Source organism: Macrococcus psychrotolerans (genome assembly GCF_038095555.1).
Taxonomy (GTDB): Bacteria; Bacillota; Bacilli; order Staphylococcales; family Staphylococcaceae; genus Macrococcoides; species Macrococcoides psychrotolerans.
The window spans coordinates 1,126,903-1,151,656 of sequence record NZ_CP124591.1 but is presented as its reverse complement, the minus strand read 5'-3'; the positions used below and the strand labels follow the sequence as shown (position 1 = coordinate 1,151,656).

Annotated in this window: 26 protein-coding genes; 24 read left to right on the top strand and 2 right to left on the bottom strand. The window is 36.2% G+C overall.

All coding sequences use genetic code 11. The annotated features are described in order from the left end of the window. Positions 1-37 precede the first annotated feature (37 nt). The 15 genes from hexs-a to QA539_RS05750 all read left to right on the top strand — a co-directional run bounded on the left by hexs-a (position 38) and on the right by QA539_RS05750 (position 12,005). Complete coding sequence (gene hexs-a, locus QA539_RS05820; protein WP_219491796.1) at positions 38-469, top strand: hexaprenyl-diphosphate synthase small subunit; 432 nt, start codon at positions 38-40, stop codon at positions 467-469. After that, on the top strand, positions 462-1,184 hold the full coding sequence (locus tag QA539_RS05815; protein WP_283722118.1) for a demethylmenaquinone methyltransferase: 723 nt from the start codon (positions 462-464) through the stop codon (positions 1,182-1,184). Before hexs-a ends, QA539_RS05815 begins: the two co-directional genes overlap by 8 nt. A 5-nt stretch (positions 1,185-1,189) precedes the next feature. After that, on the top strand, positions 1,190-2,167 hold the full coding sequence (gene hexs-b / locus QA539_RS05810) for a hexaprenyl-diphosphate synthase large subunit (protein WP_219491791.1): 978 nt from the start codon (positions 1,190-1,192) through the stop codon (positions 2,165-2,167). 71 nt (positions 2,168-2,238) lie between these two features. Then, positions 2,239-2,685 (top strand): nucleoside-diphosphate kinase, encoded by a 447-nt coding sequence (gene ndk / locus QA539_RS05805; protein ID WP_219491789.1) that lies wholly within the window; start codon positions 2,239-2,241, stop codon positions 2,683-2,685. A gap of 119 nt (positions 2,686-2,804) precedes the next feature. After that, on the top strand, positions 2,805-3,965 hold the full coding sequence (gene aroC / locus QA539_RS05800; protein ID WP_419894952.1) for a chorismate synthase: 1,161 nt from the start codon (positions 2,805-2,807) through the stop codon (positions 3,963-3,965). Between the two features lie 9 nt (positions 3,966-3,974). Next, positions 3,975-5,048 carry a 3-dehydroquinate synthase gene (locus QA539_RS05795; RefSeq protein ID WP_419894951.1) on the top strand — a complete coding sequence of 358 codons (1,074 nt, stop codon included), beginning with the start codon at positions 3,975-3,977 and terminating at the stop codon, positions 5,046-5,048. Continuing rightward, complete coding sequence (aroA, locus tag QA539_RS05790) at positions 5,045-6,346, top strand: 3-phosphoshikimate 1-carboxyvinyltransferase (protein WP_219491781.1); 1,302 nt, start codon at positions 5,045-5,047, stop codon at positions 6,344-6,346. The genes QA539_RS05795 and aroA overlap by 4 nt, the downstream gene beginning before the upstream one ends. Continuing rightward, positions 6,346-7,560 (top strand): tetratricopeptide repeat protein, encoded by a 1,215-nt coding sequence (locus tag QA539_RS05785; RefSeq protein WP_283722122.1) that lies wholly within the window; start codon positions 6,346-6,348, stop codon positions 7,558-7,560. Before aroA ends, QA539_RS05785 begins: the two co-directional genes overlap by 1 nt. After that, positions 7,547-8,074, top strand: coding sequence for a YpiB family protein (locus QA539_RS05780; protein ID WP_219491774.1), 528 nt, complete (start codon positions 7,547-7,549; stop codon positions 8,072-8,074). The genes QA539_RS05785 and QA539_RS05780 overlap by 14 nt, the downstream gene beginning before the upstream one ends. A gap of 2 nt (positions 8,075-8,076) precedes the next feature. After that, positions 8,077-8,502 carry a DUF2487 family protein gene (locus QA539_RS05775; RefSeq protein ID WP_219491771.1) on the top strand — a complete coding sequence of 142 codons (426 nt, stop codon included), beginning with the start codon at positions 8,077-8,079 and terminating at the stop codon, positions 8,500-8,502. Between the two features lie 117 nt (positions 8,503-8,619). Continuing rightward, a complete protein-coding gene (locus QA539_RS05770; protein WP_012657018.1) occupies positions 8,620-9,123 on the top strand; it encodes a ubiquinol-cytochrome c reductase iron-sulfur subunit in 504 nt (167 codons plus the stop codon). Positions 9,124-9,134: 11 nt separating this feature from the next. Then, a complete protein-coding gene (gene qcrB, locus QA539_RS05765) occupies positions 9,135-9,809 on the top strand; it encodes a menaquinol-cytochrome c reductase cytochrome b subunit (protein ID WP_012657017.1) in 675 nt (224 codons plus the stop codon). Between the two features lie 30 nt (positions 9,810-9,839). After that, a complete protein-coding gene (locus tag QA539_RS05760) occupies positions 9,840-10,628 on the top strand; it encodes a menaquinol-cytochrome c reductase cytochrome b/c subunit (RefSeq protein WP_419894950.1) in 789 nt (262 codons plus the stop codon). 53 nt (positions 10,629-10,681) lie between these two features. After that, positions 10,682-11,260 (top strand): DUF1405 domain-containing protein, encoded by a 579-nt coding sequence (locus tag QA539_RS05755; RefSeq protein WP_219491766.1) that lies wholly within the window; start codon positions 10,682-10,684, stop codon positions 11,258-11,260. Between the two features lie 49 nt (positions 11,261-11,309). Next, complete coding sequence (locus QA539_RS05750; protein ID WP_219491764.1) at positions 11,310-12,005, top strand: zinc metallopeptidase; 696 nt, start codon at positions 11,310-11,312, stop codon at positions 12,003-12,005. 51 nt (positions 12,006-12,056) lie between these two features. On the opposite strand, the gene QA539_RS05745 is transcribed toward QA539_RS05750, so the two are convergent. Then, positions 12,057-12,929: a YitT family protein gene (locus QA539_RS05745; RefSeq protein ID WP_419894949.1), complete on the bottom strand. Its 873-nt coding sequence runs from the start codon at positions 12,927-12,929 to the stop codon at positions 12,057-12,059. Positions 12,930-12,987: 58 nt separating this feature from the next. Here QA539_RS05745 and QA539_RS05740 point away from each other — a divergent pair, with 58 nt between their 5' ends. The 9 genes from QA539_RS05740 (at position 12,988) to QA539_RS05700 (ending at position 22,319) form a co-directional block, all read left to right on the top strand. Then, complete coding sequence (locus QA539_RS05740; protein WP_419894948.1) at positions 12,988-13,305, top strand: nucleotide pyrophosphohydrolase; 318 nt, start codon at positions 12,988-12,990, stop codon at positions 13,303-13,305. A gap of 14 nt (positions 13,306-13,319) precedes the next feature. Further along, positions 13,320-14,453: an N-acetyl-alpha-D-glucosaminyl L-malate synthase BshA gene (gene bshA, locus QA539_RS05735; protein WP_419894947.1), complete on the top strand. Its 1,134-nt coding sequence runs from the start codon at positions 13,320-13,322 to the stop codon at positions 14,451-14,453. A gap of 17 nt (positions 14,454-14,470) precedes the next feature. Then, complete coding sequence (locus QA539_RS05730) at positions 14,471-15,682, top strand: CCA tRNA nucleotidyltransferase (RefSeq protein WP_419894946.1); 1,212 nt, start codon at positions 14,471-14,473, stop codon at positions 15,680-15,682. After that, positions 15,669-16,634, top strand: coding sequence for a biotin--[acetyl-CoA-carboxylase] ligase (locus tag QA539_RS05725; protein WP_419894945.1), 966 nt, complete (start codon positions 15,669-15,671; stop codon positions 16,632-16,634). The genes QA539_RS05730 and QA539_RS05725 overlap by 14 nt, the downstream gene beginning before the upstream one ends. 9 nt (positions 16,635-16,643) lie before the next feature. Next, positions 16,644-19,196: a helicase C-terminal domain-containing protein gene (locus tag QA539_RS05720; RefSeq protein WP_283722127.1), complete on the top strand. Its 2,553-nt coding sequence runs from the start codon at positions 16,644-16,646 to the stop codon at positions 19,194-19,196. A gap of 73 nt (positions 19,197-19,269) precedes the next feature. Further along, the gene (gene asnS / locus QA539_RS05715) at positions 19,270-20,565 is read left to right on the top strand and encodes an asparagine--tRNA ligase (RefSeq protein WP_419894944.1); all 1,296 of its coding nucleotides are present in this window, start codon (positions 19,270-19,272) and stop codon (positions 20,563-20,565) included. 128 nt (positions 20,566-20,693) lie between these two features. Next, positions 20,694-21,368 (top strand): DnaD domain protein, encoded by a 675-nt coding sequence (locus QA539_RS05710; RefSeq protein WP_419894943.1) that lies wholly within the window; start codon positions 20,694-20,696, stop codon positions 21,366-21,368. Beyond that, positions 21,358-22,011 carry an endonuclease III gene (nth, locus tag QA539_RS05705; protein WP_419894942.1) on the top strand — a complete coding sequence of 218 codons (654 nt, stop codon included), beginning with the start codon at positions 21,358-21,360 and terminating at the stop codon, positions 22,009-22,011. Before QA539_RS05710 ends, nth begins: the two co-directional genes overlap by 11 nt. Beyond that, positions 22,008-22,319, top strand: a complete 312-nt coding sequence (locus QA539_RS05700) for a YpoC family protein (RefSeq protein ID WP_419894941.1) — start codon at positions 22,008-22,010, stop codon at positions 22,317-22,319. The genes nth and QA539_RS05700 overlap by 4 nt, the downstream gene beginning before the upstream one ends. 78 nt (positions 22,320-22,397) lie before the next feature. Here the strand turns inward: QA539_RS05700 and QA539_RS05695 are convergent, their stop codons facing one another. After that, a complete protein-coding gene (locus tag QA539_RS05695) occupies positions 22,398-24,746 on the bottom strand; it encodes a transglycosylase domain-containing protein (RefSeq protein ID WP_419894940.1) in 2,349 nt (782 codons plus the stop codon). Positions 24,747-24,754 lie beyond the last annotated feature (8 nt).

Below are 24,754 nucleotides of genomic sequence, written 5' to 3'. Positions count from 1 at the left end.
GTTATAATAATGGAAGGACAAAAATTGAGGTATGGCAATGAAATATTTAGTTAACCTAGAAAATCAGATTAAAGAGCTAAAAAAACGATATGCATATTTTCAGATGATCAATTTTGAGCAGGAAATCATTGATATTGTGAGCAATCTTAAAGTAGATGACAATGTTAAAAGTGCAATCGTTGTTATTGATACAAGTATGCGTATGCAAAGTGTGATCAATGATAATAATAAAGACAGGCTTGTGCTATCTACTGACATATTAAGTGCGTTATTTTATCGCTATTTATCACAGCCGTTTTTACAAGATGACTTTAAAGTTTTAACGCGATGTGTCACGCGTATTAATGAATTGAAAGAATTACGTTTAACGATAACTGAACAAGATAAATTAACAGAAATAGATCAGGAAATTCATTATATGTTTGTACAACCTTATATGAATGATGAGAAAGTGGTGGCTTATGAGTAAACAGTTAAATGGACAAGAAAAAAGTGAATTAGTACATGATGTTTTTCAAAATGTTTCAACGAAATATGATCGATTAAACGATATAATAAGTTTCAATCAGCATAAATCGTGGCGTAAATATACGATGAAACAAATGAAAGTTAAAAAGGGCGCAAAAGCACTGGACGTATGTTGTGGCACAGGAGACTGGACAATACAGATGTCTCAGGCAGTAGGTAGTCATGGCCACGTTACAGGCTTGGATTTCAGTGACAACATGTTAAGTGTCGCACATAAAAAAACGGATCATATTGCTAATATTAATCTTATTCATGGTAATGCGATGGATTTACCATTCGAAGACAATACATTTGACTATACGACAATTGGTTTTGGATTACGTAATCTGCCGGATTATAAGAAAGGCTTAGAAGAAATGTATCGTGTATTAAAACCTGGAGGAATGATTGTAGTCTTAGAAACAAGTCATCCAACGATGCCAGTATTTAAACAAGGATATAAGCTGTATTTTAAATACATTATGCCTTTCTTTGGTAAAGTTTTCGCGAAATCAATGAAAGAATACAGCTGGTTACAGCAAAGTGCATTTGAATTCCCGGATAAATACACGTTAGCGCATTTAATGGCTGAAACGGGCTTTACACATATTAAATTCAAAGGCTTTACAGGTGGCGTAAGCGCGATGCATCTCGCATACAAACCAAAAGAAAACTAGAATGGATGATTGCTGTGAGTTATAAAGCATTTTTACAACCATATATATTTGAAGTTGAACAGAGGTTACAGACGTTAATTCAAAGTGAATCTACAGTGATCACCGATGCATCTAAGCATATATTAAATTCTGGCGGTAAACGCGTGAGACCGATGTTTGTACTGTTAAGCGGATTTCTAGCTAAAGGTGATAAAGAACATTTGATTCGTACAGCTGTATCACTGGAACTTATACACATGGCAAGCCTTGTTCATGACGATTATATAGATAATAGTGACAAACGTAGAGGTAATACTTCTGTGCATATGGCTTTTAACAAGGACACAGCAATTCGAACAGGACATTTCTTATTGGCTCGTGCATTAGAAAATATTGCAGAAATTAAGGATTCACAGTATCATCAAATATTCAGTGAAACAATATTAGAAGTTTGTTTCGGCGAATTTGATCAGATGGCAGATCGCTTTAATTATCCCATTACATTCACAGAGTATTTAAGACGCATTAATCGTAAGACTGCAATTCTCATTGAAGCAAGCTGTCATCTAGGAGCCGTGAGTACGAATCTTGATTCATATACAACCTATCATATCAAACAGTTCGGTCACTGCATTGGTATGAGCTACCAGATTATTGATGATATTCTGGATTATACGAGTAATGAAGCGACACTTGGTAAACCGGTAGGAAGTGACATCCGAAATGGACACGTCACCTACCCGCTTATAGCAGCGATTGATGTATTAAATCAGCGTGAGGATTACAGACTGGAACAAAGTGTAATGCAATTACAGCAAGCTTCAGATGAAGCGGTATTTGATTTTATCATTGAACAGGTGAAACGACATGGCGTACACTCTTCGGAAGTATTGAGCAGAAAGTACGGTGATAAAGCGAAATTTCATCTAGATCAACTGCCTGACAGTAACATCAAAAGCTATTTAGTACAAATTCATGAAAAAATGTTGAAACGTATTTATTAGTAATTGTAAGAAATCGCTTACAATGTTAAACTGTTTAAGGATTTACTAAATTAAAAGAGGTAGGGATAACCATGGAAAAAACATTTTTAATGATTAAACCTGACGGTGTAGGTCGCGGTCTTATCGGAGAAATCGTAAAACGTATTGAAAACAAAGGCATCAAAGTTGTAGGTGCTAAATTAATGACGGTGTCAGAGGATTTAGCTAAAACACATTACGGTGAGCATAGCGAAAAACCATTCTTCGGCGAATTAGTTGAGTTTATTACTTCAGGACCTGTATTTGCGATGGTACTTGAAGGTGAAAACGTTGTTGAAATCGGACGTACATTAGTAGGTAAAACAAACCCTGCCGAAAGTGCTCCTGGAACAATTCGCGGAGACTTTGGTATGACTGTTGGTAAGAACATCATCCATGGTTCAGATTCAGTCGCATCAGCTGACAAAGAAATCGCATTATGGTTTAAAGAAGAAGAAATTTTATCCTATGACTTAGTGACATCTGCTTGGGTGTACTAAATCGAAAACGATTAAATACTTAGGTTAAGACATATTTGTCTTGACCTTTTTCTTTTTGATTATAAATATCATTGTAAGTGCGTTATAATAATACTTATTATATATTGTGAGGTTTTAATATGAGATTTCTAACAGCCGGAGAATCACATGGTCCGAAACTAACTGTGATTATTGAAGGTATTCCATCGAACATGAAGTTATCAAGTGACATGATTAATAAAGAGATGTTCAAACGTCAAGGTGGTTATGGGCGTGGCCGTCGTATGCAGATTGAAAAGGATACAGTCGTAATTACATCAGGTGTACGCCATGGCATTACACTCGGCAGTCCGATCACAATCGAAGTGATTAACGATGATCATAAACATTGGCTTAAGATTATGGGTGTAGAAGAAGGTGAAGAAATGACGCCGGATAAACGTAAGATTACAAAGCCGCGACCGGGTCATGCGGATTTAGTTGGTGGTATGAAATATCGTCATAGAGATTTACGTAATGTTCTGGAACGATCCAGTGCTCGTGAGACTGCTGCACGTGTTGCTGTCGGTGCAGTGTGTAAAGTGCTGCTTGAATCTTTAGGGATAAGTGTCTATTCACGCGTCATAGAGATTGGTGGTGCACGAGATAATGGTGAATATACTCTGGATGAAATTAAGAAGAAAAATGACATAAATGATGTTCGATGCATTGATGAAACAGTGGCACAGATGATGCGTGATAAAATTGACGAAGCAAAGTCAAATGGGGACTCCATCGGTGGAGAAGTACAGGTTATTGCTGACGGCGTGCCAGTCGGTCTTGGCAGTTATGTGCAATATGATCGCAAGCTGGATGGTAAAATTGCACAATCTGTCATCAGTATCAATGCATTTAAAGCTGTGGGTTTCGGTGCAGGATATGATATGAAGCATCTACCTGGATCTAAAGTACAAGATCCAATCAGCTATAAAGAGGGTAGCGGCTACTCTAGAATGACTAACAATCTTGGGGGATTTGAAGGTGGCATGACGAATGGGATGCCGATTATAGTGAACGCTGTAATGAAACCTATACCGACGTTGTATAAACCGCTTCAATCTGTTGATATCGATACGAAAGAAGTATATCAGGCTTCAATCGAACGCAGTGATAGCTGTGCTGTACCTGCAGCATCCATTGTCTGTGAACATGCGGTTGCGTTTGAACTGGCAAAAGAGATATTAAATGAATTCCAGAGCAATGATTTAGAGCAGTTGAAAGAGAGTATTGCACGACATAGACAGGCAATCCTTGATTATTAAGGAGCAGATATGAAGTTAACGACAAACTATATAGACAATAATTATGATATTGTTGTAGAACACGAAGCATTCAATTTAAATCTTGACTTTAAACATTATGATAAACGTATCGCACTGATTGATGAATCCGTTCATCAGCTGCATCAACAGAAAATTGATTTGTTCTTGAGCAAGCATTCTATCTTAAAGTTGTTGATTCCAAGTGGCGAGCAAGTGAAAACAATACATCATTATAGCAAGGTGGTAGAAACGCTATTATCGATGCATGTAACAAGACACAGTTGTCTCTTTGCAATTGGAGGAGGTGCGACAGGTGATTTTACAGGATTTGTTGCAGCAACTGTCCTACGTGGCATTCATTTTATTCAGGTGCCCACAACAATACTTGCTCATGACGCCTCGATCGGTGGTAAAACTGGGATCAATGCAAGCGCAGGTAAGAATTTAATCGGTGCATTTAAACGACCTGATATGGTGATCTATGATCTGGATTTTCTAGATACGTTATCACAAAGCGAAAAGTTAAGTGGCTTTGCTGAAATTATTAAACACGTATTACTCAATGCTAATGGTCGTATTGGTAAAAGTGATACTTTATTAGAAATAATGCATGACGTTCAAGATGGAACTTGTTTGAGTGAGCTGCATGCGATTGATAAGTGGATAACATTTGGTATTCAGACAAAGATGAAAGTTGTGCATGATGATGAATTTGAATCAGATGTTAGAAAGTTTTTAAACTTCGGACATACTTTGGGGCATGCGATTGAATTTCATCATAAGTTACCTCATGGCATTGCAGTAATGCATGGCATGATCTATGCATTACTTTTAAGTGATGTGACTGAAACTGACATCCTATCACTCATGCGCTGGATGCACCATCTCGGGTTAAAGAAATTAGCCTATGATAACTTTGATATATATTACAAGCTTATGAGACAGGATAAGAAGAATGTAGCGAATGATATTAGTTTTGTATTGTACTGTGAAAATAATGGATATAAAGTAGAACAAGTAGATGTTAAACGACTAAGGAAAGCATTTGAGAGGTTAAGAAAGCTAGAAGGTGAACTGTTGTGAAATTAAAATATAATGGCCCATTAACAGGAGAAGTTTCTGTTCCTGGTGATAAATCGATAACGCATCGTGCAATTATGCTTGCGAGTTTAAGTAAAGGAAAGACGGTTATTTCAAAGCCATTACTGGGAGATGACTGTATTTCAACGATTAATATTTTCAGGAAGCTAGGCGTTCAGATTTCAATAGAAGAGGATAACGTTATCGTTGATTCACCAGGCTATGAGCAGTTTCGTGAGCCTGATGAAATCCTTTATACTGGAAATTCAGGGACTACGACACGATTATTATGCGGCTTACTTGCGGGTCTTCCATTTAAGACGATATTGGACGGAGATGCATCCATTGCGCAACGTCCGATGGGGCGCGTGATCGAACCCTTAAGACAGATGGGGGTAAATATTAAGGGAAGGAATAATCAGTTTACACCGATTATCATCAATGATGGAGATATTTCTAAAGTACAGGGAATAGACTACATGATGCCTGTGAAAAGTGCTCAAGTAAAAAGTGCGATATTACTAGCCGGTCTATATGCAGATGATGAAGTGCACATCACTGAACAAGACATCTCTCGAAATCATACGGAATTAATGTTTAAAAACAGTAATATTGATATTGAGGTTAATGATAGAACAATCCTGTTAAAACCAAATGGTATACATGACATTAAGATGAATGATATACATATTCCTGGAGACATATCTTCGGCTGCCTTCTTTATTGTTGCTGCATTGATTATCCCTGGCAGCATGATTACTCTGCATGATGTTGGAACGAACGTAACGAGAAGTGGTATTCTAGAAGTTGTCAAGATGATGGGCGGTAATATTCAAGTTATTGACAAAGCACAACAGACAGAACCTGTAAGTGATATCATCGTTTCATATACGCATAATCTGACAGGAATTACGATTGAAGGTTCATTAATTCCGAAGCTTATTGATGAGATACCAGTGATTGCATTACTCTTAGCACATGCACAGGGCAGGAGTGAGATAAGAGATGCAGAGGAACTGAAGGTGAAAGAGACCAATCGAATTGATACGGTTGTTTCTGAACTGAACGCATTAGGTTATAAGTTAGAACCAACAACGGATGGTATGATCGTTTACGGTAAAGTAAAGGATGTGCGTGCACGTAATATCTTTGATTCTTATGGCGATCATCGTATCGGAATGATGCTTGCAGTTGCAGCATTACTTGAAAAGGTAGAAATCGAAATCAATCAATTTGAAGCGGTAAATATTTCATATCCGAACTTCATAGGACATATTAAGCAGTTAAAAGGAGATTTGTAATGGATATTAATCAATTAATCGATCAGATTCATCTGCAGCATCTAGAAGGCCTGAACGATAATGTTAAAAGGGCTTTATTTACAGATGATCATGATGCACTTTTTGAACTGGGTACAACCCTCATGCAGTTTGGTATTGTACAAGAAGGTAAACTTGTGTTTGAACGGCTGTTTGAACTATACCCCGATGAGCCTGAGGTACTAAGCTTTTATATCGAAAGTTTAATCGATACGAATGATATGGATCAAGCACTAATGATATTACATGGGCTTCCTAAAACAATAGAAAGATTGATGCTTGAAGCGGATATCTTTCAACAGCAGGATATGCCAGAAGTCGCAATTGAGAAGGTGAAGGAAGCTTATGAACTATCTAGTGAAGATCCAGTGCTTAGCTTTGCATTAGCAGAACTCTATTACTTTGACGGGCAGTATCTACCAGCTGTAAGAAACTACGAAACACTATTAAATAGTGGTATCGATGAAATTAATAATGTTAATTTGAATTTAAGGATTGCAGATAGTTTATTACAGACGGGTGATTATGATCAGGCGGTAGTTTACTATGAGAAAATAGACGAGAAAGATTATACGAGCGATGATTTCTTCAAAAAAGCGATTAGCTATCAAAAATCCGGGCTGATGGATAGAGCAATATCGACACTGCAGTCTTTACTGGATAAAGATCCTGATTTTATGCAGGCATATCTGTTATTAGTTGAGCTGTTAGAAAGTGAACGCAAATATGAAGATGCAATCTTGGTAGGTCAGCAAGGGATACGATTAAATGAATTTTATAAAGAGCTGCTTGTGGATACTGGACGTATTATGATTAAGATGCATAATGAAGAAGGAGCAGACTATCTAATCCAGGCTCTAACAATCGATCCATCGTATACTGAAGCAGGATTAGTATTAGCAGACTACTATCGCAAAGAAGAACTGTATGAAGAGATGGTCCAGTTATTCACTGTTATTGACGAAGATGATATTGATCCAGAGATTTTATGGCATTTAGCATATAGCTATCAACAGCTGGAAAAAGATAAAGAAGCAAAGCATTTCTATAAAGAAGCTTATAATAGTCTGAATGAAAATGTCTCTTTCCTGAAAGATTATTATTATTACACCCGAGAAATAGCAGATCAATCTCGCAGCGAACAGCTCTACGAAATAATTATTGGTCTGGAACCGGAGTTTGATGACGCATACTAATATTGTCGATGACCGCAGAAACTATATAAGATATCTGCTACTCAATCATAATATTGACAACAAGAACACGGTGTGGATATTAAACTTATTAAAAGATCGAGATGATATACTCTCCTATATTCATATTATGAGAGCTGATGCATTTATTAATCGTCTGATTATTTATCCAGACTTTAAATGTCATCTCGTACTTGCTCATGGAATTATTACCGATGCTTTTGTCATTTTTCATTATTTATCTTCATTAAATCATGATATTTATCTGGATGTCATACTTCATGATAACAAATATGTTGAAATTGAGATAAAAGAACTGCTGAGCTATGTAGTAATATCATTAAATAACTTTGAATACAAAGAAATTAAGAACAAGCTTCACTATATCCAGCATAATGAAATTATAAAGAAAGAAGTTAAACGTTACATAGAGCCCTTGATTGAAGAAACTTTAGTGAATAAAGATAAGGATAAATTTAATCAACTTACGCATTTATTACAGATGATAGGAGAATAGGAATGCTTTTTAATCATAATGATCTTATGTTGCTGAACGATCAGATAGAATATATTGATACTGCAATCATCCCGGCAATACCAGCCAACTATACTTCTCGACTTTTAGATATAGCAGATCAATATGAAATGATTCAATATGTAACTTTAGGTGCTGAACAACAGTTTAAAGGACGTCTCCTTGTATTGCCTCCAGTGCAAATTTTAGGTGACTATGATCCGATTGGTCTTATAGATACACAACTTAAAGAATATGGATTCAAGAATATCGTTGTCGTATGTCCACAAACATTACAAATTGATGCTGATAATGTCCATAAAGTGAGTATCATTCCATTAGAATCTATGGATAATGAAATGAAACAGGAATTTATTCAGGATAATGTCAAATCGTTGATGAAATTTATTATTACACTTTGGAATAAATAATGACAATTTTAGTACTTAAATTGTGACATCTTATTGACCAAGCTATATTTATAGGCTAAAATTGATATGTCCTAGTATATTTTATAAAAAGAATCGCATTAGAGGGGGGAAAATTAAATGAGCCAACGTGTCACACGACGCCAATTTTTAAACTATTCCTTAATGGGAGTTGGATCATTTATGGCTGCTGGTATGGTTATGCCTTTAGGTCGTTTTGCACTAGATCCAGTATTTAAAAGTGGTGCAGCTGGAGATATGATCACTACTAGCGTTAAAGTTTCAGAAATTAAAGAAGAACCGACAAAGGTTGACTTTAAATTCGAACAAAAAGATGCATGGTACACGAGTGAAGTAACAGAATTTGCATGGGTATATAAAGAAGGCGATGAAATTATTGCTTTATCTCCTGTATGTAAACACTTAGGTTGTACAGTATCTTGGAATGGTGATAAAGGTAATCCGAACCAATTCTTCTGTCCATGTCATAATGGTCGTTATGAGAAGAATGGTAAGAACGTTCCTGGTACACCACCGCTTGGGCCTTTAGACCAATATAAAGTTGGAGAAAAAGGCGGAATGTTAACAATCGGTAAAAAACACGAAAATGAATTAGTGAAATAGGAGGGGACAAAATGATCGATAAAATCTATGATTGGGTCGATGACAGACTCGATATTACACCAATTTGGCGCGATATCGCAGATCATGAGGTGCCTGAGCATGTTAACCCTGCTTATCACTTTTCTGCATTCGTATACTGTTTTGGTGGATTAACATTCTTTATTACTGTAATACAAGTTTTATCAGGTATGTTCTTAACGATGTATTATGTACCAGATATTGTTAACGCCTGGAAATCAGTTTATTATTTACAGCATGATGTAGCAGCAGGTGTTATCGTACGTGGTATGCATCACTGGGGTGCGAGTCTAGTAGTAGTAATGATGTTCTTACATACACTACGCGTATTCTTCACGGGATCATATAAACAACCACGTGAATTAAACTGGTTAGTCGGAGTATTAATTTTCTTCGTAATGTTAGGATTATCGTTTACTGGTTATTTATTACCATGGGATATGAAAGCATTATTTGCGACAAAAGTAGGTTTACAAATCGCTGAATCCGTACCGTTTATCGGTCCATGGGTAAAAACTTTATTAGCTGGTGACCCACATATTGTTGGAGCACAGACATTAACGCGATTCTTCGCGATTCATGTATTCTTCTTACCTGCATGTTTATTCGCGTTGTTAGCAGCTCACTTTATTATGATTAGAAAACAAGGTATTTCGGGGCCACTATAAACACGAATATTCTAAAAGGAGGTTATACAGATGCATCGCGGAAAAGGGATGAAATTTGTTGGTGATTCACGTGTTAAATCTTATGAAAAACCAAAGTTAAATCGAGATTATTCAGAATTTCCTGGTAAAACAGAAAGCTTCTGGCCAGATTTCTTATTAAAAGAATGGATGACAGGTGCGGTATTCTTAGTTGCATATTTATGTTTAACAGTAGCGCATCCATCTCCATTAGAACGTATCGCGGATCCATCAGATACAGGTTATACACCTTTACCTGACTGGTACTTCTTATTCTTATACCAAATCTTAAAGTATACGTATGCTTCAGGACCATTTAATACATTTGGTGCGATTGTTATGCCAGGGATTGCATTCGGTGCATTAATGTTAGCACCTTGGTTAGATCGTGGACCAGAGCGTAAATGGAATAAGCGTCCATTAGCTTCAGGATTTATGTTATTAGCGGTAGCCATCATCTTCTATACGACTTGGGAATCTTCACATTACCATGATTGGAAGAAACAAGCTGCACAAGGTAAAATCGTATTCACAAATTTAGATAAGAAAGACCCGACATACGAAAAGATCATTAAATCTAACTGTACTTCATGTCACGGTGGAGAATTGACAGGTGGCGCTGGTCCAAACTTGGTTAAAGCGAATCTACCTGCAGCTGGTGTAGAAGCGTTTGTTAAAAATGGTAGTGGCGCAATGCCTTCATTTAAAGATACGCTGACAGAAGAACAAATTAAAGAAGTTGGAAAGTTCATCGAAGGTTTAGAAGAAACTGACGAGAACGGAAAGCCATTGAAAAAATAATATTTTAGAGAATCATCTTATTCTAGATGATTCTTTTTTTATGAGGTGATCACTTGTCACAATATTATTACTGGATACAAAATAAAAAGTTTCTCACATTGATTATATTTTGTAATATTGTCGGTACGGTGTATGGATACTACTGGTATTTAGGTCAACTTCAGCAGACGAAATGGTATTTTATACCGTTTGTTCCAGATAGTCCGACTGCATCATTATTTTTAGTGATTGCACTGACGGCAATATTAATGAATAAGCATCTTCCGATAATTGAAGTCCTTGCGTTCGTTACGCTGATAAAATATGGTGTCTGGGCTGTCGTTATGAATATCCTCGTCTTTATTACGCTAGATGATGTCACGGCGATGGGAATGATGCTTGTAATCTCACATGCAGTTATGGCAATACAGGCGTTATTATTTGTTCCTTTGTTCAGAGTCAGCTTATTATCAATCGGAATTGCATCAATATGGGTATTTCATAATGATGTCATAGACTATGTTTATATGCAGTATCCGGTTTACAGTATGCTTTCTGACTATATCCAGCATATCGGTTATTTTTCATTCTGGTTATCAGTGTTTAGTTTTGCTTTATTATTTATCTTGAATAGAGATAAATTATTTGATTAATTTTGACCAATAAATTAGAATTAAATTAAATCTATTAAGGAGTGTTTTGATGAGCTATATTCTTTATTTTATTATTATTATGCTGGTGCCGATGTATTTCCAGTATAAAGTAAAATCAACTTATAATAAGTACAGCAGGGTGAAATCTACAAGTGGTAAATCAGGACAGCAAGTAGCAGAGGAAATACTTGCAGCGAATGGTATTACAGATGTGAGAGTAGTAGAAGGCGAAGGCTTTCTATCAGATCATTACGATCCATCAAAGAAGCTTGTCGTACTTAGTCCCTCTAACTTCAGACAGCCAAGTGTTGCTGGTACTGCAATCGCTGCGCATGAAGTTGGTCATGCGATTCAGCATGCGACTGGATATAGTATGCTGAAGTTACGTAGCGCTTTGTTGCCTCTAGCAAATTTAGGAACAACATTCAGTTACTTGTTAATTATGGTCGGAGCAGTATTAACTGGCATTTCTCAGCAAGGCGGAGGAATTGGTTCTATGGCAATCTGGGCTGGTGTCATCTTAATGTCCTTTGCTGTATTATTCTCAATTGTTACACTGCCTGTTGAATTTGATGCAAGTAACCGCGCGATGAATCAAATAGAGAAATTAGGCATTGTGAATGCTGAAGAATATAAGCATGCGAAACGTGTACTATCAGCAGCCGCTATGACATATGTAGCAGCAACAGCAGTAGCAGTAGCAGAATTCTTAAGATTCTTCATGATGGCAAGAAATAGTGATTAATCATTAGTAGAGGTCAGAACAAATTTGTTCTGACCTCTCTTTTATCATCCATTATCTTTCAATGGGTTTTTTAAATTCATCTAATGTAAACCCTTCACCTAACACATCATGTACATCAAGTAATGATACAAATGCATGCGGGTCAATTGAGTTTATGATCTGTTTTAAACGTGTAATTTCATTTCTTGGTACGACACAATAGATGATGGGTCTTTCAGTTTGGGAGTAGTGACCATGAGCAGAGATAATCGTCACTCCGCGGTCAAGTAATGAATTGATTTCGTCTGATATTTCTTTATGTCGTTCTGAGATGATCATTGCGCCACGAGCAGAGTATCCGGAATCCTGAATGATATCAATCACGCGTGCCCCTACAAAAACACATACCAAAGTATACATTGTTATGATGTAATCGCCAATTGTAATATAAGTTGCAATTAGAACAAGACAGTCAAATGCAAACATCGTTCTTCCCATAGCGATATCGAAGTATTTCTTCATCAAACGTGCCAGTATATCCACGCCTCCAGTAGTGCCTCCGAATCTGAATATTATACCAAGACCCATGCCTATAAAAACGCCACCAAATAAACTTGCGAGTAGTAGATCATCTTTTAGGTCGATATGCATCGGATAGCGTTCACAAATCCATAAGAATAACGATACACTTAGCGTGCCTGTAAGCGTATAGATAAAAGACAACCTTCCTAGAAGCTTATACCCAACAAAAAATAGTGGAATATTAAAAATTAAGTTCATGAGAGCAGGGCTTGTACCAAATAAATGATATAATATTAACGCAATGCCGGTAAATCCACCTTCAGTCAGTTCGTTTGTCATATTGAAATTTACAATGCCAAAACTAAAAATAAATGCACCTATTAATATGAAGAAGATGTTGATTATATTAAGATGTATTTTCATATTTAATCTCCCTTCAAATTATATTATACATAATATTCTGTTATCTTGGAGGAAACGAATGAAAACATTAGAAGAAATGCAGCAAGAAGTTGATAAATATATTAGCCAGTTTAAGACAGGCTACTTTACACCGATGGAAAATATGGTCCGACTCACGGAAGAGGTAGGAGAGCTTGCGCGTGAAATCAATCATGTATATGGGCCAAAACAAAAAAAGTTAAGTGAACAAGAAAAACAAATAGGGATGGAGCTCGCTGATAACTTGTTTGTACTCATTTCTCTTGCAAATTCAATGGATGTTGATCTAACCCATTATTTCGATAGAACAATGGAGAAATTTAATACAAGAGATTTTGATAGATTCGAAAGAAAATAACTGGAGGTTTTACTATGAAAATTGGAATTACATGTTATCCGACAATGGGAGGTTCAGGTATCATTGCTACTGAACTTGGAATAAAAATGGCAAAACGAGGGCATGAGGTTCACTTTATTACTTCGAACACACCTTTTAGAATTCATTTTCAGATGCCCAATATTACAGTTCACCAGGTGGATGTCAATCAATATTCCGTCTTTCAATATCCACCATATGATATTACACTTGCAACAAAAATAGCGGAAGTAATTAATCTGTATGATCTTGATGTCCTTCATATGCATTACGCTGTTCCTCATGCAATTTGTGGTATTCTTGCCCGACAAATTGCGAGAAAAGATGTAAAGATAGTAACAACTTTACACGGAACGGATATCACAGTGTTAGGCTATGATTCAACGCTCAAGGAAGCAATTAAGTTTGGAATAGAGGATAGCGATGTTGTTACAAGTGTCAGTAATTCATTAACAGAAGAGACCTATGAAATTGTTGCACCCAATAAAGAGATTCAGACGGTCTACAACTTTATTAACGAGGAAGATTTTAATAATATATCCAATCCTGAATTGAGAGCCTGCTATGGTATTACCGAAGAAGAAAAGGTAGTTATACACGTATCGAATTTCCGTAAGGTTAAACGCATACAAGACATCTTGAAAACATTTAAGAAAGTGTCTGAAAAGACTGCTTCTAAGTTATTATTGATTGGTGATGGGCCAGAGCTGTCAAATATGCGACTTTGTGCTGAGCAGCTTGGTATAGGTGACAAGGTGTTATTTCTTGGAAAGCAGGAACAAGTAGCACCATTATATCAGATGGCAGATTTATTCTTATTGATGAGTGAAAAAGAAAGTTTCGGTCTCGTATTGTTAGAGGCGATGCATTCCGGTGTCGTATGTATCGGAACAACAGCCGGAGGTATTAAAGAGGTTATCAGACATGGAGAAACAGGGTATATTGTGGATGTTGGAGATACGGAGGCTGCCGGAGAATATGCACTTGCTCTGTTAACAGATGATATACTTTATAAAAGATTCCAGAAAAACATGATAGAAGATATCAACTCACGATTTTCATCTGAACATATTACAGATCAATACGAAGCAATCTACAGTAATTTAATTGAAGGTGCAAGAGAACAGTGAGGATGCAGATCAAGAATATGATAAAGGTATTACAGCCACATGAGCAGCATCGATTTAAGTGCGCATTCGGTATCATCGAAACTTTAGAATCATATGGATACAAAGGCTATATCGTTGGCGGTGCTATTAGAAATCTATTAATGGGTATCCCGGTCAATGATATCGATATTACCACTGACTGTCTTCCAGAGCAGATGATCCGTATCTTCGAACGTACAATTCCTGTCGGGATTGAACATGGAACAGTTATAGTACTTGTTGACGACTTCCCATTTGAGGTGACAACGTTCAGAGAGGATGGCGAATATAAGGATCACCGAAGACCAGACTCCGTAAACTTTGTAACGTCATTGAAAATAGACCTGGAACGAAGAGATTTTACTGTCAATGCGATTGCAGCAGACAAATATCAACTTTATGATTATTTTGACGGAACAAAACATATCGAAGACCAATTAATTCAAGCGGTTGGTAATCCTGCATTAAGATTTGAAGAAGATGCATTGCGGATTATACGTGCTTTAAGATTTATGAGCGTATTAGATTTTAAAATTGAGCAAGAAACGTTAGAAAATATGAAGGAAAGCGCACAATATCTTGAGTCTGTATCAATTGAAAGAATAATAATAGAGTTATGTAAACTTTTATCAGGGGTAAATGTAACAAGATCATTAAAGTTATTTTTTGAACTTGGAATTAATCGCTATATTCCGTTTTTTAAAGACATGAAGCCTTATATCGTTACCCAGCCGGTACTACTTTATGAATACATCTCAAGTTACATATTTCTTCATGATCAGACACTTTCACAGACACTTCCGCAACTGAAGTTGTCAAATGCTGAAAAGAAAAATATTAAACAGACAATAACGCTACTGCATCATTTGGTAGAAGGTGATAGAACAATCGAATATCTACTTTATCATTTTGGATTAGATTTCTTGAAACGTACACTGAGTCTTGCAAGGACGGTTAATATTGAAAATCTTCATATTAACTATAAGTCTTATGATGAGAAGTCACTTTCTGAAATATACGACGGGCTACCCATTCATTCGAGAGAGAGTCTTGCAATCAATGGTACAATACTAATGGAATATTATAAAAGAAAAGGTGGTCCGTGGATAAAAGATATCCTGAGCATCACCGAGAATGCGGTTTTACACAACGAGGTGCAGAATACAAAAAATACTTTGCTGGAATGGATTGATTGTAATGTCGAAATATGAAAATGATATCGTTAAAATGTTGCTCGAGTCGAATACTTCTGTGTCAGGACAAAAGATTGCTGAACAATTAAATATATCACGAACTGCTGTATGGAAAGCGATTGACCAACTAAAGGACAGAGGATATAAGATTGAATCTATCAGTAATAAAGGTTATCTGCTTGTTGCTTTTCCAAAACAGTGGGACGGTCATCTTCTCAGTAGCATATTAGAAAGGTCTTCATTATTTAATAAAGGATATATTTTTGAAGAACTTAAGTCTACTCAGGATGAAGCAGAAAAGATTGCTTTGTCAGAATCACAGCCTTTTATAGTGATTAGTGAGAAGCAGACAGAGGGTAGAGGTCGTTTTAAACGTCATTGGTCATCGCAGCCAAATACAGGGTTATGGATGAGTATCGTATTACAGCCTGACATCAGTTTGCAGAAACTAACAACATTTAATCTATTTATCGCACTTGCGCTCGCTAAAACAGTTGGATACTATCATCCAGATGTTAAAATAAAATGGCCCAATGATATTTATCTGAATGAAAAGAAATTAAGTGGATTCTTAACAGAAATTAAAGGGAGCCAGGATAATATCACTCAAATTATTTGTGGTATTGGTGTTAATTTAAATACCCAGCGCACTGATTTCCCGAATGAACTTGAATCAACTGCTACTAGTTTACATATTGAAACAGGTGATAATATTGATAGATATGAATTCCTTGAAAGACTAATACTGAATGTTGAGAAATATTATTATTTGTTCTTAACAGGAACATTTAGTGAAATCAAAGATGAATATGAATCATATGCCTTAATATTTGACCGAACATTAAAGTATACTGAAGGAAGTCGTGTAATTATTGGTCAAGCCGATTCCTTGAATAATGATGGCACATTGAACGTAAAATCAGCAGAGGGTGATATGCATCGATTTATCAGTGCTGATATTGAATTGTAGGTGAAATTTATGAATAGAAAGTATGCCGTTGTCGATATTGAGACGACGGGAAATAATCTGGATAGTGATGAAATTATCCAAGTTGGTATTGCAATCGTTCAAAATAAAAAAATAATAGAGACATATGATACGTTTATTGCTTGTAATAACGAAATACCAGCCTTTATACAGTCTCTCACCAAAATTGACGCCATCGACCTTGTAGATGCACCAAACTTTAGTCATGTCGCATCACATATTATCAAACTTCTAGATGGCTGTGTGTTTGTTGCTCATAATGTACAGTTTGATCTGAGGTTCCTACAGAAGTACTTCAGTGAATCGGGACATAAATTTCAGCCCCGCTATATCATTGATACGGTTGATTGGTTTAAGATTGTCTATCCATCACTAGAGCGATACCAATTGAAATCTATTGCTGATGATCTTGGAATTAAGTTAAGCAGTGCACATCGTGCAATCGATGATGCAATCGCAACTGCAGAAGTATTTATTGAAAGTATAAAAAAAGTTGCGACTTTCCCTTCGGATACGATCAAGATGCTCTATCAATTCGCTAAACGAATGCGTTATTCAAGTGATGAACTTTTGTTCGAAATCTTAGTTTCACAAACACAAGCGCATCATTATGAAAGCTGGAACGGACTCTACTACAATAAAGCAACAAAAAAGAATCCAAGTTTATATCCATTCGAAGAAGAATATCGCACCTATTTTAAACGTGCGATCAGTCAGCTGGGATATACATTTCGAGAGAAGCAGTGTGAGCTTTCTGAGCACATATACAGACAATTACGTGAAGACAGCGTTCTGACGATTGAAGCCGATCTTGGTGGTGGTAAGACTATAAGTTATTTACTGGCAGCTGTTTATTATTTAAGTACCCATAGGAAGTCGCTATTAATTTCTACATCTACGATTTTTCTGCAGAATCAACTCATTGATGAAGATTTAAGACGAATTGAACATGCGTTGAAGATAAAAGTGCCTTTTCAGATTATCAAGAGTAGGCGCCATTACTTATCGTTAGAATTTGTATCGTTTATTCTAGATGATCAGAAAGAGAATCATGATATTCTTCTTTTAAAGATGCAGCTTATCGTATACCTATTGGAACCACATGGTGGAGATATTGATCGACTGAATTTAAATGGCGGGAGAAAAATTTATTTTGAATTGATGACTTCCATGTTCGATAACGCTCAGCATCAACATTTTTCGTATGAGGATTCTAGTGAAACATTGCATATCGGTATAACGAACCATGCGCATCTTTTAAGTAGAAGAAAAGATAATATATTTAATCATTATGAACACCTTATTGTTGATGAAGCTCACCAGCTTTTAGATTATGCATTAAACAATTCTTATGATGCACTGAATTATCAAACAATCAAATATATTATTGGACAGACGATAAAGTCGGTTCCAGATAATACTTCTAACACTTTGGATACGCTTGTAGATATGGATTTTGAAATTAGCCAGCTCAATCATAAAATTGATGATATGTTTGACCATCTTCTGGAGAATTATTCCTCTAAATCCGTGGTAAAGGTAAAAGTAGAAGAGAATGATGATATATATATATTATTCAAAGAGATTCATTCGATGATTAATGTTTTGCTTTCATATGAAATGGATGTGTCTATACGAACGAGATTAGAGACCGTACAGCAATATTTCTTATCGGTATGGATACAGATAAAGGTCTATAAAGAATTGTATATTCATATGAAGAATAATAGTAAATCGGGAATGTCACTTATAAGTAAATCTATTAAATTAAATGAAATATTAACCAACAGAATCTTTGACCGTTTTACATCAAAGGTCTTTGTATCAGGTACGATGCAGACCTTGTCGTTTCTAGAGCAATTCCATCCATCGCTAGACCATTTTTACAAGTATGAAAATACATTTTCTAAATATAAGGCAACACTCTTTGTTCCATCAGATATTCAGAACTACAACTATATGAAACAGGATCAGTATATTGAGTCATGTCTGCAATATATTCATTATTATCTTGAAAATATATCTTCCAAAGTATTGATTCTGATGAATAGTTATCGTCAGATTGAGATACTAAGAAGTTATCTTGTAGAGCTGTATGATCCATCGTTAATTATTACTCAGACATCAGATGTTAATACGTCGAAGTTAAATGAACAGTTTAATACGCTTGACAATGGAATATTCTTAGCAACTCAGACGTTCTATGAAGGAGTAGACTTTAAGTATGATGGATTTAAGACAGTGATGATTATTTCATTACCATTTATGCACCCAGATGATCTGAATATTATGCTGATGCGAGATGAAGTGAATGATGTATTTATGGATTATCAGCTACCTGGTGCTGTAAATAAGCTGCATCAGGCAACAGGACGCTTAATTCGTAATGAACAGGATAGAGGTATGCTTATCTGTTTTGATCGTAGGCTACTTGAAGGACGATATGCAAACTACTTTAGTCATGTTCTAAAGTCCTTTCATGTCAAATCCGGAACAATTGAAGACTTTACAGAAATTATCGAACAAATTAATCAAGAAAAGTAATGCACACCCCTTATCTTTCATGCAGATAATTGGTAAACTATAATTATAATAACAATGAAATGGAGAATTTTTTATGACGAAGATTACAATTAATCAATCACCTAATTACGTGGGTCAAACAGTTACGATTGGTGCATGGATCTTAAACAAGCGCTCTAGTGGTAAAATTGCCTTTTTACAGCTACGTGATGGTACAGGATTTATGCAGGCAGTTGTTGTTAAAGAATCCATTGGTGAAGATTTATTTAAAGTAGCCAAAGGTATTACACAGGAATCATCACTATTCATTACTGGTGTGATTAAAGAAGATGAACGTTCTGACTTTGGGTTTGAAATGGAAGTAACCGATCTCGAAGTTATTCATGAAGCAGTAGATTATCCCATTACACCTAAAGCGCATGGTACAGATTTCTTAATGGATCATAGACATCTTTGGTTGCGTTCTAAACGCCAGCATGCCGTTATGAAAATTAGAAATGAAATTATTAGAGCGACGTATGAATTTTTTAATGAACAAGGATTTACAAAGATTGATCCGCCAATACTAACTGGTTCAGCACCAGAAGGTACGAGCGAACTTTTCCATACGAAATATTTTGATGAAGATGCATTCTTATCTCAAAGCGGCCAGCTTTATATGGAAGCAGCAGCGATGGCACATGGAAAAGTATTCTCTTTCGGACCAACATTCAGAGCTGAGAAATCTAAGACGCGTCGCCACTTAATTGAATTCTGGATGATTGAGCCAGAGATGGCATTCTATAGACATGAACATAGTCTGGAAGTGCAAGAGCAATATGTTACACACCTTGTAAAATCAGTACTTAAAAATTGTCAGTTGGATTTAAAGATTCTAGGACGCGATACAACAAAATTAGAACAGATTACGACACCGTTCCCAAGAATAACATACACAGACGCAATCAAATTCCTAAAAGAACAAGGATTCGATGATATCGAATGGGGGGATGATTTCGGTGCACCTCATGAGACTGCAATCGCCAATCATTATGATAAACCAGTCTTCATCATCAATTATCCAACGAGTATCAAGCCGTTCTATATGCAGCCGAACCCGGAAGAAGAGGGTACTGTTAAATGTGCAGATATGATTGCTCCTGAAGGTTATGGTGAAATCATCGGAGGTTCGGAACGTATCGATGATCTTGAGCTATTACAACAACGTATTAAAGAACATGGTTTAGATCCAGAAGCCTATAGCTATTATACAGATTTAAGAAAGTATGGTAGCGTACCGCATTCAGGTTTCGGATTAGGTCTTGAACGTACAGTTGCATGGTTATCAGGAGTAGAGCATGTTAGAGAAACAAGTCCGTTCCCTCGTCTGTTGAACCGTCTCTACCCATAATTATTTCTATCCATTAAGTTAAATGAGAATCCGAACAATGTTTGAAAATGTTTATATTTTCTAGATTGTTCGGATTTTAATGTACAGCTTGCAATTATTAATATAAACAGTTGAAAGGAGCATGCATTATGGAACTGTTTAAAAAACCGGTGATCATACCACATCAGCTATTTAAATATTATCCGTTGTTAAACATTAGCGAAACTGAGTTGATGGTAATATTGAAAATTATAGAATTATCAGATGACCAACAGCTTCCCTCTTTTGAAATGCTTGCAGAACAGATGAGTATCAATCAAAATGAAATCATGCTGATTATCCAGAATTTAATTAGTAAAGGTCTATTAAAGATAACCGTCGTTAAAGACAATCACGCACAGTTTAATGAAATTTTTGATTTTTCTTCCCTGGAAGAACAGTTAGATCAACTTCTAAAAAAACAAGCTAGAGTCGCAGATCAGCATAATAATCAATTGAATTTTGAGAAGGTGTTTGAACGTTTTGAAACGACATTTGGTAGACCGTTGACACCACTTGAAATTCAGACGATCAATCATTGGCTAGATAAAGATCACCATCATCTGGATCTAATCAATGAAGCATTAAATGAGGCATCTGTGCATAATAAACTAAGTATAAAGTATATCGATAGAATTCTGTTAAACTGGAAAAAGAAAAATGTTAAAAGTGTCGTGGATTCAAAAGAAGTAAGTAAACAGTTTAAGCAGAAAAATTTGGTAAAGCAAGTGCCGGATATTCCTGTATTTGACTGGGTAAATGGGGAGAGTCCTTATGATAAGTAAGAAAAAGACATTAGAAATGTTAGATATTATAGATGAGATGTTTCCGGATGCTGAATGTGAACTCGTGCATGACAATCCATTTGAACTAACGATTGCTGTGCTGCTATCTGCTCAATGTACGGACGTATTAGTGAACAAAGTGACAAAATCTTTGTTTCAGAAGTATAAGACTCCGGAAGATTATTTATCAGTTTCAATTGAAGAACTAATGGATGATATACGCTCAATAGGACTATATAAAAATAAGGCTAAAAATATTCAGGCATTATGTCGGATTCTAATTGATCGATATGATGGTCAAGTTCCACAGTCTCATAGTGCGCTCGTTGAACTTCCAGGAGTAGGGCAGAAAACTGCAAACGTTGTCGTTTCTGTTGCATTTGGTATTCCCGCGCTTGCAGTAGATACACATGTAGAGCGTGTTTCAAAAAGACTTGGCATTTGCAGATGGAAAGATAATGTAAAACAAGTAGAAGCGACACTGACGAAACACATTCCGATGGAACGATGGAATAAGACACATCATCAGCTGATTTTCTTTGGGCGTTATCATTGTACCGCACGTAATCCGAAGTGCCTTGAATGTCCATTATTACAGATGTGCAGAGAGGGCCGTAAAAGACATAAGGTGATAGTCCAATGAAAGAAGAACTGATTGAACTTGAAGCATCGATTGACGAAGCAATTAAGAACAGAAAAATGAAACAGAAGGAAAATCAGCAAAAAATTGATCGCTATTACCTATTGCTTATTAACATTTTGAATGAAATAAATGAAATTGATAGTACAGAAAGACAGTTAGATTATGATAAGAAACCTTTAAACTTCCATGACCGAATTGAATACTTTGAATCTCATAAATATCAGTATATGGGATATGAACAAATTAAAACGATGATGAAAGAAGTTTTAAAATTAAAGGCAGTCCATGATTTGAAGAAGAAAAAATAAAAAGAAGCCCTTATTTCATTCAATTAACAGCGTTGAAATGAAATAAGGGCTTAAATGTATAAATATATTCGTTTTTAATTACGGTTCACTTGTAGCAGGCTGTGTTGCACGTTCAGTTGTTGCCGGTTGCGTTGCCGGTTCGGTTGTTGCTCGCTCAGTCGTAGCGGGTTGTGCAGTCGGACGCTCAGTTGCTGCTTCTTGTGTAGTCGGGCGTTCAGTTGTCGGGCGTTCAGTCGTTGCACGTTCGGTCGTTGCACGTTCAGTTGTCGGACGTTCAGTCGTCATGCTTTCTACTGTACGAGCTTCAGTTGTGTTGGGTTCACCTGTCGTATTATAGTTCGTGTCATTTTGATAAGTATTTGTAGAAGCTGCCCGAGAATTATCCCGAACAGCATCATTTGTATTATTTGGTTTTACATTACTTGTATATCCATTATCTGATTGTCCTTTAACTTGTAGAAAGCCACCATATTTCTCCACAGAAGAAGGCATTTCAAAATCTTGACCATCAATTGGACTGATTTCACTCATAACTTGTCTGAAAAGTTCTTTTGGGAGCGATTGTTCTTCAGGACCTACAAAAGAATTCTCACCATATTGTGCCATTTGTGTGAAGCCCATCCATACAGACATCGTATATTGTGGTGAATACCCTACAATCCAAACATCTTTTGCTGCACTATCAGGTAAATTGTATTTTTCGTAAGTTTCATCGCCATAAGTTCCTGTTCCTGTCTTCGCAGCAAGATTTAAACCAGGGATCTGACTACCGTAAGCCGTACCATATGGTTCAAATGTCCCTTTTAACATATCAGTAATCATATATGCTGTATAATCTTCCATTGCTTTTCTAGAATTAAAATCAAATTTTATAGTTTCATTATCTTGCGTTTCAATCTTTCGAATCGCATGAGATTCATTATATGTTCCGCCATTACCGAACGCAGCATATGCACTGGCCATCTGTAAAGGAGTAAACTCCGAAGATGATCCCCCTAGTGCCTCTGAAGGACCGAGATCGTTAGATGGATAATTTAATCCTAAATTCTTTGCGAATTTATATGAGGCGTCATTTCCTGCCTCAGACTGTACCGCCTGGAATATCTTTAATGCGGGTATATTTAAACTTCGTCTTATTGCATCTCTCATTGTAACATTACCATGATTCTGAGAGTCATAGTTCTTAAATTTAATGCCGTGAATATCATATTCAGCTTCATCCTGAATTCTGTGTCCTGTTGACCATTGTTCGTTCTCGATTATAGGTCCATAGCTTAAAAACGGTTTAATTGTTGAACCAACTGGATGTACATCTGTAGCTAAATTTCTATCGACAACATCTGTATAGTTTCTTCCGCCACTAATTGCAATCAGGGCACCTGTTTTCGTATCAACGATAGAAGAAGCAGCCTGTTGATATTTATTCTTGTAGATGTTCATGTTATCAGTGTTATTCTGAAGTGATAATTGCACATTATTATCCATGGTAGTATAGATAGATAAACCACTTGTTAATATATCTTGTAAATCTTTACCCTCAAATTCTTTATTCTTCTTAATTTCTTGTTTTATCACGTTAATATAAGATGCATAATCCGGATCATTTTCTTCAAGGTTCTGTCTTTGTGCGGCTGTACGCTGCACTAAAGTTTGCGAAAGGTCTATATTTTGTGCATCTTCCATTTCAGCCTTTGTTATTCTTCCATGACGGTTCATCAAATATAGAACAGTATCCTTGCGCTTTTCAGCAGCCTCTGGATTATCATATATATTATAGGTGTTAGGAATCTGAGGTAGACCGGCAAGATATGCTGATTCAGCGAGTGAAAGCTGATTTAAATCTTTATTAAAATAATATTTTGCAGCTGTTTTTACGCCGTAGATACCATCAGAATAATAAATTTTATTAAGGTACATTTCAAATATTTCATCTTTACTGTATTCTTGTTCTAATCTGTAGGAAAGATACGCTTCCTGAGCTTTTCTTTCGATAGATTTTTTGTCTGTCAGAAAGGATCGTTTAACAACTTGCTGTGTTAAAGTAGACGCACCCTGTGACCCGAAACCTCCGGAGACGTTTTTAAATATTGCACCAGATAACCTTTTGAAATCGATAGCACCATGCTCATAAAAACGATTGTCTTCAGTTGCGAGTACAGCATTCTTTACTTGGTCAGGAATGTCTTTAAACTTGACCTGTTCTCGTTTTTGTCCCATTTGTAGAACGGTGACTAAGTTATCATCCTTGTCGTAAATTTTTGTAGGAAGCTGATCACGAAGCGATGCTTCATTAAACTTTGGTGCTTTGTATGCATAATATAGGAAAAGAAGCATCCCACAAATAAAAAGTGCAGCAAGTATAAGAAATATGCCGCCTGCAATTTGTAGAATTAACTTTTTTATATTACGTGTCTTCTTTCTAGCCATTAAAATTT